This is a genomic window from Kocuria flava (genome assembly GCF_001482365.1).
In the GTDB taxonomy this organism is placed as follows: Bacteria; Actinomycetota; Actinomycetes; order Actinomycetales; family Micrococcaceae; genus Kocuria; species Kocuria flava.
Map to the genome: position 1 here is coordinate 1,459,345 of NZ_CP013254.1, position 15,520 is coordinate 1,474,864.

Sequence of the window (15,520 nt, forward strand, 5' to 3'; positions counted from 1 at the left end):
GCGTGGACTGCCAGCGGACCCGGTCCCCGGGCCGGACCCGGCGTCACGGGCGCGCGAGTGGGAACTCAGCCACCACGGTGAGGTGGCGTGCGGCCCCGGGAAGAGACCGGTGCCGCACGCGCCGTCCGTCGCGGGCACCGTGGAGGCCGACCGTTTGTCTACCGTCCAGGAGGGACGAAGTTCCATGGCAAAGATGATTGCTTTCGACGAAGAGGCCCGCCGCGGTCTCGAGCGCGGCCTGAACACCCTCGCCGACGCCGTCAAGGTCACCCTCGGCCCGCGCGGCCGCAACGTCGTGCTCGAGAAGGCCTGGGGCGCCCCGACGATCACCAACGACGGCGTGTCCATCGCCAAGGAGATCGAGCTCGAGGACCCCTACGAGAAGATCGGCGCCGAGCTCGTCAAGGAGGTCGCCAAGAAGACCGACGACGTCGCCGGTGACGGCACCACCACCGCGACCGTCCTGGCCCAGGCGCTCGTCAAGGAGGGCCTGCGCAACGTCGCCGCGGGCGCCGACCCCCTGAGCCTCAAGCGCGGGATCGAGAAGGCCGTCGAGGCCGTCACCGAGGAGCTGCTCACCTCCGCCAAGGAGGTCGAGACCGAGGACCAGATCGCCGCCACCGCGTCCATCTCCGCCGGCGACGCCGAGATCGGCCGCCTCATCGCCCAGGCGATGGAGAAGGTCGGCAAGGAGGGCGTGATCACGGTCGAGGAGTCCAACACCTTCGGGCTGGAGCTCGAGCTGACCGAGGGCATGCGCTTCGACAAGGGCTACCTCTCCGGCTACTTCGTCACCGACGCGGACCGCCAGGAGGCCGTCCTCGAGGACCCCTACGTCCTCGTCGTGAACTCCAAGATCTCCGCCGTCAAGGACCTGGTCCCCGTCCTGGAGAAGGTCATGCAGGCCGGCAAGCCGCTGCTGATCATCGCCGAGGACGTCGAGGGCGAGGCCCTGGCCCTGCTGGTGCTCAACAAGATGCGCGGCTCCATCAAGTCCGTGGCCGTCAAGGCCCCGGGCTTCGGCGACCGCCGCAAGGCCCAGCTGGCCGACATCGCGATCCTCACCGGCGGCCAGGTCATCACCGAGGAGGTCGGCCTCTCCCTCGAGACCGCCACCCTCGACCTGCTCGGCCAGGCCCGCAAGGTCGTCGTGACCAAGGACGAGACCACCATCGTCGACGGCGCCGGCACCGCCGAGGAGATCGAGGGCCGCGTGGCCCAGATCCGCGCCGAGATCGCCAACTCCGACTCGGACTACGACCGCGAGAAGCTGCAGGAGCGCCTGGCCAAGCTGGCCGGCGGCGTGGCCGTGCTCAAGGCCGGTGCCGCGACCGAGGTCGAGCTCAAGGAGCGCAAGCACCGCATCGAGGACGCCGTGCGCAACGCGAAGGCGGCCGTCGAGGAGGGCATCGTCGCCGGCGGCGGCGTGGCCCTGATCCAGGCCGGCCAGAAGGCCTTCGAGAAGCTGCAGCTCACCGGCGACGAGGCCACCGGCGCCAACATCGTCAAGGTCGCCATCGACGCCCCGCTGAAGCAGATCGCCCTCAACGCGGGCCTCGAGGCCGGCGTCGTGGTCGACAAGGTCCGCGGGCTGGCCCAGGGCCACGGCCTCAACGCCGCCACGGGCGAGTACGAGGACCTCATGGCCGCCGGCGTCGCCGACCCGGTCAAGGTCACCCGTTCAGCCCTGCAGAACGCGGCGTCCATCGCCGGGCTGTTCCTGACCACCGAGGCCGTCGTCGCCGACAAGCCGGAGCCCGCGGGCGCCGGTGCCGGCGGCGAGGACGCCATGGGCGGCATGGGCGGCATGATGTGATCGACGGATCCCCGTCGGGCGCCTGAGGCGCCACCGGCACGGGCCGGGCACCCCCTTCTCGCGAGGGGGCGCCCGGCCCGTCGTCGTCCCCGCCCGCTCCGGACGTTCCGCGGGCGCCCGCCGTGGTGTTCAATCGAGGGACCACCCGCCGGAGGAGGTGCCGTGGACGCCGTCGACTGGGGCCCGGTCCCGCTGCAGATCACCCTCGTGGCCGCGGCCTTCGGGCTCACGGCGCTCATCGGCCTCGAGCGGCGGCTGCGGCGCAAGAGCGCCGGGCTACGCACCCACGCCCTGGTCGGCACCGGCTCGGCCGTGTTCACCCTGGTCTCCGCCTACGGCTTCGCGCCCCTGCCCGGGATCGACGCCGGGCCCGACCCCTCCCGCGTGGCCGCGCAGGTCGTCACGGGCATCGGCTTCCTGGGCGCGGGGGTGATCTTCACCAACCGGGACGTCGTCCACGGCCTGACCACCGCCGCCAGCGTGTGGCTCTCGGCCGCCGTGGGGATGGCCTGCGGCGCCGGGCTGGTCCCCCTCGCGGCCGCCGCGACCGCCCTGCACCTCGTCTCGGCGCTCCTGCTGACCCCGCTGTCCCGGCGGCTGCCGCGCCTGCTCGGGCCCCGGGCGCTGCGGCTGCGCTACGAGGACGGGCGCGGGGTGCTGCGCGACGTGCTCGAGGCGGTCCGGGAGATGGAGCTCACCGCCTCCGTGGTCTCGACCCGCAGCACCGGCAGCCCCGAGGACCCCGAGGTCGAGGTCCTGCTGCGCCTCGAGGGCCGCACGGACCTCGGCACGGCCGCCGAGCAGCTCTCCCGGGTCCCCGGCGTCCGCCACGTCGCCCAGGAGCACGTGGACCAGGACGACGCCTGGTGAGGCCCCGTCCTGCCGGGTCCGGGCCCCGTGGAAGGATGGGGACCATGACCATCACTGCTGCCGCCGACGGCTCCGCCCTGGGCAACCCCGGGCCCGCGGGCTGGGCCTGGTACATCGACGAGAACACCTGGCGCGCGGGCGGCTGGCCCCACGGGACGAACAACATGGGCGAGCTCAAGGCCGTCCTCGACCTGCTGGAGTCCACCGCACACCGCGCCGACGAGCCGCTGCGGGTGCTGTGCGACAGCCAGTACGTCATCAACTCGATCACGAAGTGGATGCCCGGCTGGAAGAAGAAGGGCTGGACCAAGAAGGACGGCAAGCCGGTCCTCAACGTGGAGCTCATGAAGGCCCTCGACGCCGCGATGCAGGGCCGGGACGTGCGCTTCGAGTGGGTCAAGGGCCACGCCGGGCACGCGCTCAACGAGGCCGCCGACCAGCGCGCCCGCGCGGTGGCCACGGCCTTCCAGTCCGGCCGGCCGGCCCCCGAGGGCCCCGGCTTCGCCGGGGCCGCGCCCGTGGGCGCCGCCCCTGAACCGGCCGCCCCGGCGTCCGCCCCCGCCCCGTCGGGGGCCGCACCGGGGGCCGACGACGACGAGCACCACGACCCCGACCTGCTGGCCGAGCTGGCCGCCCACGAGGCGGAGCTGGCCCGGGGCCGCAGCGCGGTGGACACCGTGCAGGAGCTGGAGCGGGAGCTGCTGCGCCGCGACGTGCGCGCGGACCCCGGCCGGCTGGGGGCGCTGCTGCACGAGGAGTTCACCGAGATCGGGGCCTCCGGCGACTGGTGCTCCCGGGCGCAGGTCCTCGACCGGGCCGCCCGGGAGCCGGGTCTCGGCCCGGTGGACGCCCACGTGCTCTCGGCCGTCGAGCTGGGCCCGGCGGCCGTGCACGTCGTCCACCGGCTCACCGCCGGGGACCGCACGAGCCTGCGCGGGTCGCTGTGGGTGCGGGAGGACTCGCGCACCGAGCTCGGGCCCTGGCAGCTGCGCTTCGCCCAGGCGACCTGGGAGTCCTGACCAGGCCGGCTCAGATCTCCGGGGCGTCGTCGGCGGGCTCGACCGCCGGGATCCGCACCGTCATGGTCGCCCCGCCGCCGGGGGTCTCGCCCAGGCGCACGGTGCCGTCGTGCTGCTGGACGATCGCGGCGACGATCGACAGCCCCAGGCCGGTGCCGCCGGTCTCGCGGGTGCGGGAGGAGTCGGCGCGGTAGAAGCGCTCGAACACCCGCTCGGCGTCCGCGCCGTGGATGCCCGGGCCGTGGTCGCGCACCTGCAGCACCGCCGAGGAGGTGCCGTCCACCGACGGCTCCGTGCCGACCGCGAGCTCCACGGGGCTGCCCTCGGGGGTGTAGCGCAGGGCGTTGGTGACGAGGTTGGCCACGACCTGGCGCAGCCGCGACTCGTCCCCGTGCACCCACGCCGAGGACGGGGCCGGCCCCTCGAGACCCACGACCGCCACGGGCCGCTGCGGCGCCGAGGCGCGGGCGTCCCCGGCGGCGTCGAAGGCCAGGTGCAGCAGGTCCACGTCGGTGTTCTCACCGGGGCGCCGCTCGTCGAGGCGGGCGAGCATCAGCAGGTCCTCGACGAGCTGGGTCATCCGCTTGGCCTCCGACTCGATCCTCGACATCGCGCCGCCCACGGCCTCCGGGTCCTGCAGGGCGCCGTGCCGGTAGAGCTCCGAGTAGCCGCGGATCGTCACCAGCGGGGTGCGCAGCTCGTGGGAGGCGTCGGCCACGAAGCGGCGCAGCTTGGCCTCCGAGCGGGTGCGGGCGTCGAAGGCGTCCTCGATGTGGCCGAGCATCGCGTTGAGGGAGGCCGAGAGCTGGCCGATCTCCGTCTGGGGGTGGTGGCCCTCCACGCGCTGGGAGAGGTCGCCCTCGGCGATGCGCGCCGCGGTCTGCTCGACCTGCCGCAGCGGCGCGAATGCCCGGGTGACGAGCACCCAGCCCACGGCCAGGGCCGCGAACAGCGTCGCGGTGCCGAAGCTGAGGGTGAGCAGGGTGACGGCGCTGATCAGCGTGTTGGTGGGGCCGAGGGGCTCGGCGACGGCCACGACCACGTCGAGCTCCCGCGGCTTGGCCACGAGCACCCGCCAGGTCCGCTCCGGGGCGTCCACCGAGCCGACGGTCGTCGGCTCGAAGGGGTGCTCCTGGACGTAGTCGAGGTCCACGCCCGAGAGGTCCGGGCGGTGGTCGATCTCGCCGTCGCCGGTGGTCTCGGCGGCCAGCAGCAGCCCGCCGTCGGCGTCGAGCAGGTACCCGGCGTGGGGCACCTGGCCGACCGGCTCGCCCTGCAGCCCGGCGATCAGCACCGTGGACACGGAGCTGATGGAGCCCTCGAGCTCGCGGTCGATGGTGTCCACCAGGGTGGTGCGCAGCACCGAGATCGCCACGAAGCTGGTGACCAGCACCGACAGCGCCAGCAGCAGGCCCGTGAGGACCATCAGCTGCGAGCGCAGCGACGCCGAGCGCCACCGGGCGGAGAGGCCCTCCACGCGCGCCCGGATCAGTGGTTCCGCTGGGCGGAGCGCAGCAGGTAGCCCACGCCGCGCTTGGTGTGGATCAGCGGCGGCAGCTCCGGGTCGTTGTCGATCTTGCGGCGCAGGTAGGAGATGTAGGACTCCACGATCGAGGCGTCGCCGTTGAAGTCGTACTCCCACACGTGGTCGAGGATCTGCGCCTTGGACAGCACCCGGTTGGGGTTGAGCATCAGGTAGCGCAGGAGCTTGAACTCGGTGGGGGACAGGTCGATCTCGCGGTCGCCGCGGAAGACCTCGTGGGCGTCGTCGTCGAGGACGAGGTCGTCCACGCGCAGGCGCGAGTCGTCCTCCTCGGCCGGCTGGGTGCGGCGCAGGACGGCGCGGATGCGGGCCACGACCTCGTCGAGGCTGAACGGCTTCGTGACGTAGTCGTCGCCGCCGACCGTCAGGCCGGTGACCTTGTCCTCGGTCTCGTCCTTGGCGGTGAGGAACAGCACGGGGAAGTGCCGCCCCGCGGCGCGCAGCCGGCGGGTGACGGTGAAGCCGTCCAGGTCGGGGAGCATGACGTCGAGCACCGCGAGGTCCGGGTGCTCCGTCTCCGCCTTCGCGAGGGCGTCACGGCCGTTGGCGGCGGTGACCACCTCGAAGCCGGCGAAGCGCAGGGACGTGGCCAGCAGCTCCAGGATGTTGGGCTCGTCGTCGACGACGAGCAGTTTCGCTTCGGGGGTCTCGTTCTTCACGCCCCCATTTTCTCCGAGCAGGCTGAAAACCCGCTGAACGGGCCGCGGGCGGCGCCGGTGTGCCCGCCCGGGACCGGCCTCAGGCGCGGCGCCGGTGGCGCAGCGCGCGCACCAGGGAGGCGCACAGGAGCAGGAACGCCACCGGGAACGCGAACCAGGGGATGACGGTCAGCCCGTCCCAGGGGTCGGCGCCGGCGGCCTCGAGCACCAGCAGCAGCGCCAGGCACAGTGCGCAGACCAGCCCGAGCACGACCGCGCCCAGGGCGAGGACGTCGGGGCGGGCGGTGGTCGCGGGGCGGTCCTCGGGAGCAGGCATGCCCTCCAGGATACCGGGGGCGCCGCCCGACCGGCTCCCGGCGGTCCCCGGCACGGTCCGCGGCCGCCGGGAGCGCGGGCGCACCGCGGCGGGCCCGGCGGGCTAGGATGAGAGGTTCCACGGGTGGTGCGGCGGAACCGCCGGGCCACCCTTCCCGCGACGGCGCGAGAGCGCGACGATAACGAGGAGACAGCGTGCCCACCGGCAAGGTCAAGTGGTTCGATTCCAACAAGGGCTTCGGCTTCCTGGCGACCGACGACGGCCAGGAGGTCTTCCTGCCCTCCTCCGCGCTGCCGGCCGGGGTGAGCACGGTGAAGCCGGGCACCCGGATGGAGTTCGGCGTGGCCCAGGGCCGGCGGGGCGCGCAGGCGCTGTCCGTGCGCCTGCTGGAGCGCACGCCGTCGGTGGCCCGCAACGTGCGCAAGCCCGCCGAGGAGATGGCCGTCATCACCGAGGACCTCATCAAGCTGCTGGACGGGATGTCCAACGGCCTGCGCCGCGGCCGCTACCCGGACTCCGCCCACGGCCGCAAGATCGCCACGATCCTGCGCACCGTGGCCGACAACCTGGACGTCTGAGCCGCACCCCGCCGAGACCGTCCGCCCACCCCCAGGGAGAGAAGCCGTGAGCCAGGAGACCGAGCAGCACAGCGCCGCACCGGAGGACGCCGTCGGGGACGCCCCCGCCGGGCAGACCCGACCGGGGGGCGCCCCCGCCGGGGAGACCGCCCCGGCGGGCGCCGACCGCGCCGGGGCGGCCCCCGGGGCCGGTGCGCCGCCGGCCGCCGAGCCCCCCGCCCCGGGGCTTCCGGAGACCCCGGAGGCCCCGCGGGCCGGTGCGCCGGCGGCCGCCGAGCCCGCCGCCCCGGAGGCCCCGGAGACCGGTGCGCCGGCGGCCCCGGAGACCGGTGCGCCGGCGGCCCCGGAGACCGGTGCGCCGGCGGCCGCCGAGCCCGCCGCCCCGGAGGCCCCGGAGACCGGTGCGCCGGCGGCCGTCCAGCCCGCCGCCGGGGACGGGGCCCCCGTGCCGGAGGGCGCCTCCGCGGCGGAGGGCGCAGCCGGCACGAGCGACCCCGACCGCTCCGGTGCCCCCGGGACCGCGGACGCCCCCGGGACCGCGGAGGCCCCGGCGACCGCGGACGCCCTCGCGACCGCGGAGGCCCCGGCGGCCCGGCCGCCCCGGCGCCGCCGGGCCCCGCGCCCGGACCCGCTGCTCGTCGAGGCGCGCACGACCGCCCGCGAGGCCGTGGCGGGGATCGCCGACGACGACCAGGTCGGTGAGGGTCACGGCGTGCGCGTCGAGGAGGACCGCCTCGTGACGCACCTGTTCGAGTGCACCCTGCCGGGCTACCGCGGCTGGAACTGGTACGCGACCCTCGCCCGCGCCCCGCGCAGCCGCACGGTGACGGTCTGCGAGCTCGGCCTGCTCCCGGGCCGGGACGCGCTCCTGGCCCCCGAGTGGGTCCCCTGGTCCGAGCGGGTCAGCCCCGAGGAGAAGGCGCGGGCGGCGCAGGAGGACGACGCCGGGGACGAGCTCGACGACGCCACGGCGGAGCCCCCGGCGGGCCCGGCCGCCGACCCCGCGGCGGAGACCGCCGCCGCCTCGGCCACGGACGAGCCCGACGCCGGGCCGCCGCCCGCCCCGCAGGGCACCGCCGGCGCGGACGCGCACCCGCCCGCCGGCGAGCCGTCCTGACCGAGCCGGCCCCCGCCGGCGGACCCGCCCGCGAGCCGGCGGGCGGGGTCTTCCGCTCCTTCCGCTTCCGCAACTACCGGACGTGGTTCCTCGGCGCCCTCGTGTCCAACATCGGCACGTGGATGCAGCGCACCGCCCAGTCCTGGCTCGTCTTCGACGGGCTGACCGACCACGACGCCTCGGCCATCGGCGTGGTCACAGCCCTGCAGTTCCTCCCGCAGCTGCTCCTGGCCCCGTGGGCCGGCGTGCTCGCCGACCGGCTCGACCGCCGTCGGCTGCTGCTGTGCACGCAGACGGCCATGGCCGCGCTCGCGGCCGCCCTCGGGGTGCTCGTGCTCTCGGGCGCGGTGACCCTCGAGATCGTCTACGTCTTCGCCCTCGCCCTCGGCGTCGCGACGACCGTCGACGCCCCCGTCCGGCAGACCTTCGTCTCCGAGCTGGTCGACGACGAGCACCTCTCCAACGCGGTCGCGCTGAACTCGACGTCGTTCAACTCGGCGCGGCTGGTCGGCCCGGCCGTGGCCGGCGTGCTCGTGGCCGCCGTGGGCACCGGCTGGGTGTTCCTGCTCAACACCGTGACCTTCGGGGCGATGCTCGCCGCGATCCTGGTCATCCGCGTCGACGAGCTGCGCCCCATGCCCCGCAGCGGCCGGGGCCGGGGCCAGATCCGGGAGGGCCTGGCCTATGTGGCCGGGCGCCCCGACATCGTGGCCGTGCTCGTGGCGATCTTCCTCCTCGGCACCTTCGGGATGAACTTCGCCGTCTTCCTCGCGGCCATGGCCGGACCGGAGTTCGGCCGCGGCTCCGAGGTGTTCGGGGCGCTCAACTCGGTGCTGGCGCTCGGGACGGTCGCGGGGGCGCTCCTGTCGGCGCGGCGCCGGCGGGCGCGGCTGCGCTACGTCTTCGGCGGCAGCGCGGCCTTCGGGCTCGCCTGCCTGGGTGCTGCGACGGCCCCGACCCTGCCCCTGTTCGCACTGTGGCTGGTGCCGTGCGGGCTGGCGTCGCTGACGGTCATGACCACCGCCAACGCCTACGTGCAGTCGACCACCTCGCCGGTGATGCGCGGGCGCGTGATGAGCCTCTACATGGCGATCTTCATGGGCGGCACCCCGCTCGGGGCCCCGCTGGTCGGGTGGCTGACCGACGCCCTGGGCCCGCGCTGGGGGATGGGCGCGGCCGTGGCGGCCGGGGCCGGCGGCGCGGCCGTGGGCCTGCTCTTCCTGCTCCGGCTGCGGTCCGGCCGTACGGGCGCCGGGCCGGGCGCGCCGGCCTAGGAACCGGCGCCGAGCTGCCCGACCACGTGGTCGACGCACGCCAGCAGCGCCGAGACGTCGTCCGGCTCGATCGCCACGAACGTCGCGATCCGCAGCTGGTTGCGCCCGAGCTTGCGGTAGGGGTCGACGTCGACCACCCCGTGGGCGCGCAGCACGGCGGCCACGGCCGCGGCGTCCACGGACGCGTCGAGGTCCACGGTCGTCACGACCGTGGAGCGCTCCTCCGGGTGCGCCACGAACGGCGTCGCGAAGGCCGAGTCCTCCGCCCAGGCGTAGACCCGGCCGGAGGACTCCGCGGTGCGCGCCGCCGCCCAGTCCATCCCCCCGCGGTCGTTGAGCCAGCGCAGCTGCTCGTCGAGCATCACCAGGGTCGCCAGGGCCGGGGTGTTGTAGGTCTGGTCCTTGCGCGAGTTCTCCAGGGCCGTGCCCAGGCGCAGGAAGTCCGGGATCCACCGGTCCGAGGCGTCGATCCGCTCGATCCGCTCGACCGCGGCGGGGGAGAAGGTCCCCAGCCACAGCCCGCCGTCGGAACCGAGGTTCTTCTGCGGGGAGAAGTAGTAGACGTCCGTCTCGGCCAGGTCCACGGCCGTGCCGCCCGCGGCCGAGGTCGCGTCCACGAGCACCAGGGCGTCATCGGCCGCCCCCTCGGGGCGCACCACCGGGGCGGCCACGCCCGTGGAGGTCTCGTTCTGCGGCCACGCGTGGACGTCCACGCCCTCCTCGGCGCGGGGCCGGGAGCGGGTGCCCGGGGCCGCCTCCAGGACGGTCGAGCCCGCCAGGAACGGCGCCCGGCCGGTGGCCTGGGCGAACTTCGCCCCGAACTCCCCGAACACCAGGTGCTGGGCCCTGCGCTCCACGAGCCCGAACGCGGCCGCGTCCCAGAACGCGGTCGCCCCGCCCAGACCCAGGAGCACCTCGTAGCCCTCCGGCAGGCGCAGGAACTGCGCCAGTCCCTCCCGCACGGACCCGACCAGCGCCCGCACGGGGGCCTGGCGGTGCGAGGTGCCCAGCAGGCGCTCGCCGGCCCGCCGGACGGCCTCGACCTGCTCGGGGCGGACCTTCGAGGGACCGGCCCCGAACCGCCCGTCGGCCGGGAGCAGGTGCTGGGGGATCGTGACGGTGGCGGGCAAGGAGGACTCCCTCGGGTGCGTGCGGCGGGGACGGCGTGCCGGCTCCGGCCGGCGGGAGGGCCGGCGGGCCGGGGTCACCGGACCATTCTGCCCCACCCGTCACGCCCCGGGCCCCGGGCGAGGGCCACCGGGGCCGGGACGGGACGGGAGCCGCGGCCGCGGAGACTAAGCTCGTGCTGGACAACCGGCCCGGGCAGGATCCCCGGTGCGGCCGGCCGGCGGAAGGACAACCACCCCATGAGCGACCTGATCGACACGACCGAGATGTACCTGCGGACCGTCCTCGAGCTCGAGGAGGAGGGGATCCGCCCGATGCGCGCGCGCATCGTGGAGCGCCTCGGCCACTCCGGCCCCACGGTCTCCCAGACGGTCGCCCGGATGGAGCGCGACGGCCTGCTCACGGTCTCCCCCGACCGCTCCCTCATGCTCACCGGCCCCGGCCGCGAGCGCGCCGTGCAGGTGATGCGCAAGCACCGGCTCGCCGAGCGGCTGCTGGCCGACGTCATCGGCCTCGACCTGGCACAGGTGCACGACGAGGCCTGCCGGTGGGAGCACGTGATGAGCGAGCAGGTCGAGCGCCGCATCGTGGACCTGCTCGAGGGTCCGCGGTTCTCCCCCTACGGCACGCCGATCCCCGGGCTCGCGGGGCTGGGGATCGAGGACGCCCCGGCCCCCGGGCCCGAGCGGACGCTGCTCGACGCCGCCCGCCAGGACCCCGGGGCCCTGCACACGGTGGCGCTGCTGCCGGAGGTCGTGCAGGCGGACGCCGAGCTGCTGCGGCTGCTCAGCGACACGGGCCTGCTCACCGGGGCGCGCGTGACGGTCCGCGAGGAGTCCGGCCGCGTCCTCGTCGAGGTGCCGGCCACCGGCCGCGCCGCCGAGCTGGACCCCCGCACCGCCCAGGCCATCCGCGTCACCGCCTGAGCGGCCCGGCCCCGCCGTCCGCCCCGCCCGGCCGGCGGCCCCGTCCGCGCCCCGGCCGGCAGGTCCTCGACCGGGGCCCGGGAGGGCTCCGACGGCACGGTGTGTGGACTTTCACAAGCGACCATCGTCCGGATCACGTCCGGGGTGCCACCGGCAGCGCGCAGCCGCAGGTCGGGCCCGGGATTCCGGGCCGCGGAGCCGCACTGCACCGGACGGACGTCCAGCCGGCCGAGACGCTCCGGCGGCACGGAACGCCCCGATCCGGACGCCCGAGGTTGCCAATCCGTGATCCGTCGTGATCAAAACGTGACACTTCCGTAATAGGTCATGTACTGTTCAACGCGTGCCGATCACTGGTCGGATCGGCGCCCCACGGAGCACATCGCCGAATTCTGCCGGTGCCCGGGGTCCGAAACACAGAAACTGCTTGGCAGAAGCGGGGGAACCACTTTCCGGTCCCGGTCCGTCCGGGTCCTTGGGGTTAAGCCGCAGGGGCGTCCGCGCCCCGCGACCGGGTGTCTCCCACCCGAACCCGACAGCTCACCTCGTAGGCAAAGGGAGGAACACACACCCATGGCTTTCTTCAAGCAGAACTCTGCCCGCCACCGTGCCGCCACCGCGTCGCACGCCGTGCGCAACACCACCATCGCCGCCGCCGCCGGCGCGGCCGTCCTGGGCTCCGTGGCCCCGGCCCAGGCCTACGCCGAGGTGCCCGCCGCCTCGAGCGGCGCCGGTGCCGTCTACGCCACCCCGGCCTCCTCGTCGCTGGCCGCGCAGACCTCCTACATCTACGAGGCCCCTGCCGCGACCCCGGCTCCCGCCCCGGCCCCCGCCGCGCCGTCCGCAGGCCTGGCCGTGCAGTCGAACGACACCGTCGAGATCGCCTCCACCGCCTCCTCCGGCGGCATCGTGGGCACCGCGATGCAGGGCCTCGGCTCCGGCTACGTCTACGGCGGCACCGCCTTCGGCGCCTGGGACTGCTCCGGCTTCACCCAGTGGGTCTTCGCCCAGCAGGGCGTCGACCTGCCCCGCACCACCTGGTCGCAGTTCGCCGCCTCCACCCCGGTCGCCTCCCCGCAGCCCGGTGACCTGGTCTCCCAGAACGGCGGCGCCCACGTCGGCATCTACATCGGCGGCGGCAAGATGATCTCCGCCCTCAACCCGACGCAGGGCACCCAGATCCACTCCGTCAACGCCATGCCGGTCGACGGGTACTACCGCGTCGGCTGACCCGGCCCGCCGCCCGGGACGGTCCTGACCGTCCCGGACGGCGCCCGTCCGCCCCGGCGGACCCCGGACCGTGCCCCTCCTCCGGTCCACCCCGTCCGCTCTCCCGGACACCCCCTCCGCTCGCCCGCCACGGGCGGCCTCCGCGATCCCGGACCGCCGCCCGCGCCACGCCGCAGCACCCCGCGCCGCATCCGCGGGGTGCCCTGCCGTGCGCCCGGCCGGTGCGGGCCCACCCCCGGCAGAAAGCTCCCGCACCGATCATGTCCCGCTCCGCGCACTCCGCCCCCGACACCACCTCCTTCTTCTCCGGCAAGGCCCGCACCGTGGCCGCCGCCGCCGCGTTCTCCGGTCTGGCCCTGGCCACGACGGTCTCCGTGCAGGCCGCCCCCGCCCAGGACTCCGGCGCCGAGGCCCCGCTCTCCGCCGTCGCCGCCGCGACCCCCGCGCCGGGCACCACGGTCTCGCTCGAGCCGGTCGCCCACGTGACCGAGGAGAGGACCGCGAAGAAGGCCGAGCCGAAGAAGACCGAGAAGGCCGAAACGAAGAAGGCGGAGCCCCAGGCGCCCGCTGCGCAGCCCGCGGCCCCGGCGATCGCCGCGGCTCCGGCACCGGTCGCCGTGCCCGTGGCCGCCCCGAAGCCGACCCCCGCCCCGCAGCCGGTGGCCGCCCCCGCCCCGAAGCCGGCGCCCGCCCCGAAGCCGGCGCCCGCCCCGAAGCCGGCGCCCGCCCCGCAGCCGGTGGCCGCCCCCGCCCCGAAGCCGGCGGCCGAGCCCGTCCGCCAGGCCGCCCCGGCGCCCGCCGCCGAGCGCACCGTGACCACCCAGTCGAGCTCCTCCGGCAAGGGCGCGACCATCGCCTCCGCCGCCCGCGGCCAGCTCGGCGTCGGCCAGGACTGCACCGCCCTGGTCACCAACGCCCTGCGCGCCGCCGGGATCAACCACCACGGCTGGCCGGCCTCCTACCTGAGCCTCGGCACCCAGGTCTCCGCCGGCCAGGCCCAGCCGGGCGACCTCGTCTACTACGCCGACGGCGGCATGGGCGCGGCCCACATCGCGGTCTACATCGGCGGCGGCAAGGCCGTGCACGGCGGCTGGAACGGCGGGACGACCGTCATCGACAGCGTCAACGTCGGCTCCGGTCCCGTGTTCGTCCGGGTGCGCTGACCCGGTTCACCCCCGCGAGCACGACGTGCGCGGTCCCGGCCGAGAGGGCCGGGGCCGCGCACGTCGTCGTTGCGGCCGCTGCCCGGCTTCGTCCGCAGCGGGGGAGCGTGCCGTCCCCGCGCGGCCGCCGGCCGGGCCCGCACGGGCCGGCATCCCGGGAGGCGGCCGGCGGGAGCCCCGTAGAATGGGACCATGCCCACCGACTACCAGCGCAGCGCCCGCACCAGCCTCGACCGCGAGTACGCCTACATGGCGTGGGGGATGATGGCCGGCGCCGTGCCCGGGGTCGTGGCCGGGCTGGTCGTGGCCGCGTTCGTGGGCCACGCCGCCATGTGGGTCTCCGTGCTCGGCGGCGTGGGTATCGTCCTCGGCCTCGTCGCCGGGATCCTCCTGCACCGGGCGCGCCACGGCCGCGGCGCCCAGGACCGGGCGGCGTCCCCGGAGCACCGTCCGCGCAGCTGACCCGGTGCGGTCGCGCGCCGCCCGGTGCTCAGCCGTGGGCGGGCGCGGCACCGCCCGGCGCGGCACGCCGGCGCAGCGCCGGCACCACGTGCTCCGCCAGCAGCGGCGCCAGGTCCTCCGGCAGCGCCGCCCCGAGCGGCAGCCGCCGCAGCTCCGCGATCTCCGCGAGCGGGCGCGGGCGCTGCGCCAGGGCCGCCGTGAAGACGGTGCAGCGCACCCACGTCGCGGCCTCGTTGGCCGCCGGGGCCTCGAACTCGCCCAGCGGCACCAGCTCCTCCGGGCGCACCCGCAGGCCGACCTCCTCGTGGGCCTCGCGCACCGCCGCCTGCACCGGGGTCTCGCCGGGCTCGAGCTTGCCGCCCACCAGCATGAAGCGGTCCGTGCCGCGCTTGCGCACCGTCAGCAGGGCGCCGTCGTCGTCGAGGAAGCACACCGCGGTGATCACGAGCACCGCGGACCCCTCGGGAACCCCGCCCCCGGGCACCGGCTCCGGGACGTCGCGCAGCCGGGCGGTCTCGGCGGCCAGGTTGCGGGCCGCCGCGGCGGCCCAGCGCCGTCGCGCCGCCGCGGTGCGGTACAGCGGCCCGCCGGCGAGCAGGCCCTCCAGCACCCGCAGCCGGCCCGCGGCGAAGTCCGCCGCCGGCACGTGGGCGTACTCCTCGCGCACCGCCGCCGCGTAGGCCGCGTACTCCTGCGGGCTGCCGCCGAGCACCGCCAGGTCGGCGTCGAGCAGCAGGGCCCCCGCCGTGTCCCCGGGCTGCGCCCGGTGCCCCTCCGTCAGCAGGACCAGCCGCCGGGCCTCGGCCACCACCGCGTCGGGGAAGCCCGCGGCCGTCAGGCGCGCCCGGGCCAGCTCCGCGGACTCGCGCTCGTCCGCCCCGGCCCGCCCGCGGTGGACGGCGTCGTGGAACCAGGCCGCCAGCACGAGGGCGTCCTCCGTCCAGGGGGTGGGCAGGGGCGAGGCCTCCGGGACGAGCCGCTCGAGGGCCTCGAGCACCGCGAGCAGGTGGGCGGGGCCGTGGTAGCGCCGGTGCGGCTCGCCCCAGCGCGCCAGCAGCTCGGCGCCGAGGTCCGCGTGCCCGGGGAAGCGGGCGTCCCAGCGGCGGCGCAGCGTGCGCTCCAGCTTCTCCGGCCGGGAGCGGGCCGGCACCCGCAGCCCGCTGCGCAGCAGCACCCGCGTCAGCTCCCGGCCGGTGACGGGAACGGCCCCGGCCGCGACGGCGTCGTCGTAGAGGCCCGCCCGCACGTCGTAGTGGTCCCGGTCGAAGGCGCGCCCCGGCACGCCCAGGCGGGAGGCGAACGCGTGCAGCTCGTCGTAGGAGGTGTCCGAGACCAGGTGCGAGAACCGGGTGCCGTGGGCGGGCCACAGCGGCGGGTCGATGTAGACGGGCATGCGACCGATCCTAGTGGCGGCGGTTC

The 15,520-nt window shown here is 75.9% G+C and carries 15 protein-coding genes, 1 pseudogene and 1 riboswitch; of the genes and pseudogenes, 10 read left to right on the plus strand and 6 right to left on the minus strand.

Features of this window, described 5'->3' with window-relative positions; all coding sequences use genetic code 11:
• The first annotated feature begins 184 nt into the window (after positions 1 to 184).
• The 3 genes from groL (at position 185) to AS188_RS06595 (ending at position 3,705) form a co-directional block, all read left to right on the plus strand.
• A complete protein-coding gene (gene groL, locus AS188_RS06585; RefSeq protein WP_058858184.1) occupies positions 185 to 1,816 on the plus strand; it encodes a chaperonin GroEL in 1,632 nt (543 codons plus the stop codon).
• Between the two features lie 162 nt (positions 1,817 to 1,978).
• Positions 1,979 to 2,686, plus strand: a complete 708-nt coding sequence (locus AS188_RS06590) for an MgtC/SapB family protein (protein ID WP_058858185.1) — start codon at positions 1,979 to 1,981, stop codon at positions 2,684 to 2,686.
• A 44-nt stretch (positions 2,687 to 2,730) separates the two neighbouring features.
• Complete coding sequence (locus AS188_RS06595; RefSeq protein ID WP_058858186.1) at positions 2,731 to 3,705, plus strand: RNase H family protein; 975 nt, start codon at positions 2,731 to 2,733, stop codon at positions 3,703 to 3,705.
• Positions 3,706 to 3,715: 10 nt separating this feature from the next.
• On the opposite strand, the gene AS188_RS06600 is transcribed toward AS188_RS06595, so the two are convergent.
• The 3 genes from AS188_RS06600 to AS188_RS06610 form a co-directional block, all read right to left on the minus strand.
• Complete coding sequence (locus AS188_RS06600; RefSeq protein ID WP_180814732.1) at positions 3,716 to 5,182, minus strand: sensor histidine kinase; 1,467 nt, start codon at positions 5,180 to 5,182, stop codon at positions 3,716 to 3,718.
• 11 nt (positions 5,183 to 5,193) lie between these two features.
• Entirely contained in the window at positions 5,194 to 5,907 is a 714-nt protein-coding gene (locus AS188_RS06605; protein WP_058858187.1) for a response regulator transcription factor, read from the minus strand.
• A 79-nt stretch (positions 5,908 to 5,986) separates the two neighbouring features.
• Positions 5,987 to 6,223, minus strand: a complete 237-nt coding sequence (locus AS188_RS06610) for a hypothetical protein (protein ID WP_058858188.1) — start codon at positions 6,221 to 6,223, stop codon at positions 5,987 to 5,989.
• 194 nt (positions 6,224 to 6,417) lie between these two features.
• Between AS188_RS06610 and AS188_RS06615 the strand changes: the two genes are divergently transcribed.
• The 3 genes from AS188_RS06615 (at position 6,418) to AS188_RS06625 (ending at position 9,192) form a co-directional block, all read left to right on the plus strand.
• On the plus strand, positions 6,418 to 6,801 hold the full coding sequence (locus AS188_RS06615; RefSeq protein WP_058858189.1) for a cold-shock protein: 384 nt from the start codon (positions 6,418 to 6,420) through the stop codon (positions 6,799 to 6,801).
• Between the two features lie 46 nt (positions 6,802 to 6,847).
• Positions 6,848 to 7,918, plus strand: coding sequence for a DUF3027 domain-containing protein (locus tag AS188_RS17410; protein WP_058858190.1), 1,071 nt, complete (start codon positions 6,848 to 6,850; stop codon positions 7,916 to 7,918).
• A 101-nt stretch (positions 7,919 to 8,019) separates the two neighbouring features.
• Positions 8,020 to 9,192, plus strand: a complete 1,173-nt coding sequence (locus AS188_RS06625) for an MFS transporter (RefSeq protein WP_236945071.1) — start codon at positions 8,020 to 8,022, stop codon at positions 9,190 to 9,192.
• On the opposite strand, the gene serC is transcribed toward AS188_RS06625, so the two are convergent.
• Positions 9,189 to 10,322 carry a phosphoserine transaminase gene (gene serC / locus AS188_RS06630; protein ID WP_058858191.1) on the minus strand — a complete coding sequence of 378 codons (1,134 nt, stop codon included), beginning with the start codon at positions 10,320 to 10,322 and terminating at the stop codon, positions 9,189 to 9,191. The genes AS188_RS06625 and serC overlap by 4 nt on opposite strands.
• Positions 10,323 to 10,559: 237 nt before the next feature.
• Between serC and AS188_RS06635 the strand changes: the two genes are divergently transcribed.
• The 4 genes from AS188_RS06635 to AS188_RS06650 all read left to right on the plus strand — a co-directional run bounded on the left by AS188_RS06635 (position 10,560) and on the right by AS188_RS06650 (position 14,101).
• Positions 10,560 to 11,246: a metal-dependent transcriptional regulator gene (locus AS188_RS06635; RefSeq protein WP_058858192.1), complete on the plus strand. Its 687-nt coding sequence runs from the start codon at positions 10,560 to 10,562 to the stop codon at positions 11,244 to 11,246.
• 414 nt (positions 11,247 to 11,660) lie between these two features.
• Positions 11,661 to 11,812, plus strand: a riboswitch (cyclic di-AMP (ydaO/yuaA leader).
• Between the two features lie 7 nt (positions 11,813 to 11,819).
• Positions 11,820 to 12,476, plus strand: coding sequence for a C40 family peptidase (locus AS188_RS06640; protein WP_058858193.1), 657 nt, complete (start codon positions 11,820 to 11,822; stop codon positions 12,474 to 12,476).
• A gap of 260 nt (positions 12,477 to 12,736) precedes the next feature.
• The gene (locus AS188_RS06645; RefSeq protein WP_058858194.1) at positions 12,737 to 13,639 is read left to right on the plus strand and encodes a C40 family peptidase; all 903 of its coding nucleotides are present in this window, start codon (positions 12,737 to 12,739) and stop codon (positions 13,637 to 13,639) included.
• A 192-nt stretch (positions 13,640 to 13,831) separates the two neighbouring features.
• Complete coding sequence (locus tag AS188_RS06650; protein ID WP_058858195.1) at positions 13,832 to 14,101, plus strand: hypothetical protein; 270 nt, start codon at positions 13,832 to 13,834, stop codon at positions 14,099 to 14,101.
• A gap of 28 nt (positions 14,102 to 14,129) precedes the next feature.
• On the opposite strand, the gene AS188_RS17205 is transcribed toward AS188_RS06650, so the two are convergent.
• Together AS188_RS17205 and AS188_RS17210 are read right to left on the minus strand one after the other, a co-directional pair.
• Positions 14,130 to 14,585 carry an NUDIX hydrolase gene (locus AS188_RS17205; RefSeq protein ID WP_335339148.1) on the minus strand — a complete coding sequence of 152 codons (456 nt, stop codon included), beginning with the start codon at positions 14,583 to 14,585 and terminating at the stop codon, positions 14,130 to 14,132.
• A gap of 24 nt (positions 14,586 to 14,609) precedes the next feature.
• A pseudogene (locus AS188_RS17210) lies at positions 14,610 to 15,494 on the minus strand (DUF4031 domain-containing protein); the annotation flags it as partial.
• Positions 15,495 to 15,520 lie beyond the last annotated feature (26 nt).

Excerpts from the sequence above, each read along its gene's own strand:
- AS188_RS06650 (WP_058858195.1), top strand. The coding sequence starts at position 13,832 with ATGCCCACCGACTACCAGCGCAGCGCCCGCACCAGCCTCGACCGCGAG.
- AS188_RS06610 (WP_058858188.1), bottom strand. The coding sequence starts at position 6,223 with ATGCCTGCTCCCGAGGACCGCCCCGCGACCACCGCCCGCCCCGACGTC.
- AS188_RS06595 (WP_058858186.1), top strand. The coding sequence starts at position 2,731 with ATGACCATCACTGCTGCCGCCGACGGCTCCGCCCTGGGCAACCCCGGG.
- AS188_RS06640 (WP_058858193.1), top strand. The coding sequence starts at position 11,820 with ATGGCTTTCTTCAAGCAGAACTCTGCCCGCCACCGTGCCGCCACCGCG.
- groL (WP_058858184.1), top strand. The coding sequence starts at position 185 with ATGGCAAAGATGATTGCTTTCGACGAAGAGGCCCGCCGCGGTCTCGAG.
- AS188_RS06645 (WP_058858194.1), top strand. The coding sequence starts at position 12,737 with ATGTCCCGCTCCGCGCACTCCGCCCCCGACACCACCTCCTTCTTCTCC.
- AS188_RS06635 (WP_058858192.1), top strand. The coding sequence starts at position 10,560 with ATGAGCGACCTGATCGACACGACCGAGATGTACCTGCGGACCGTCCTC.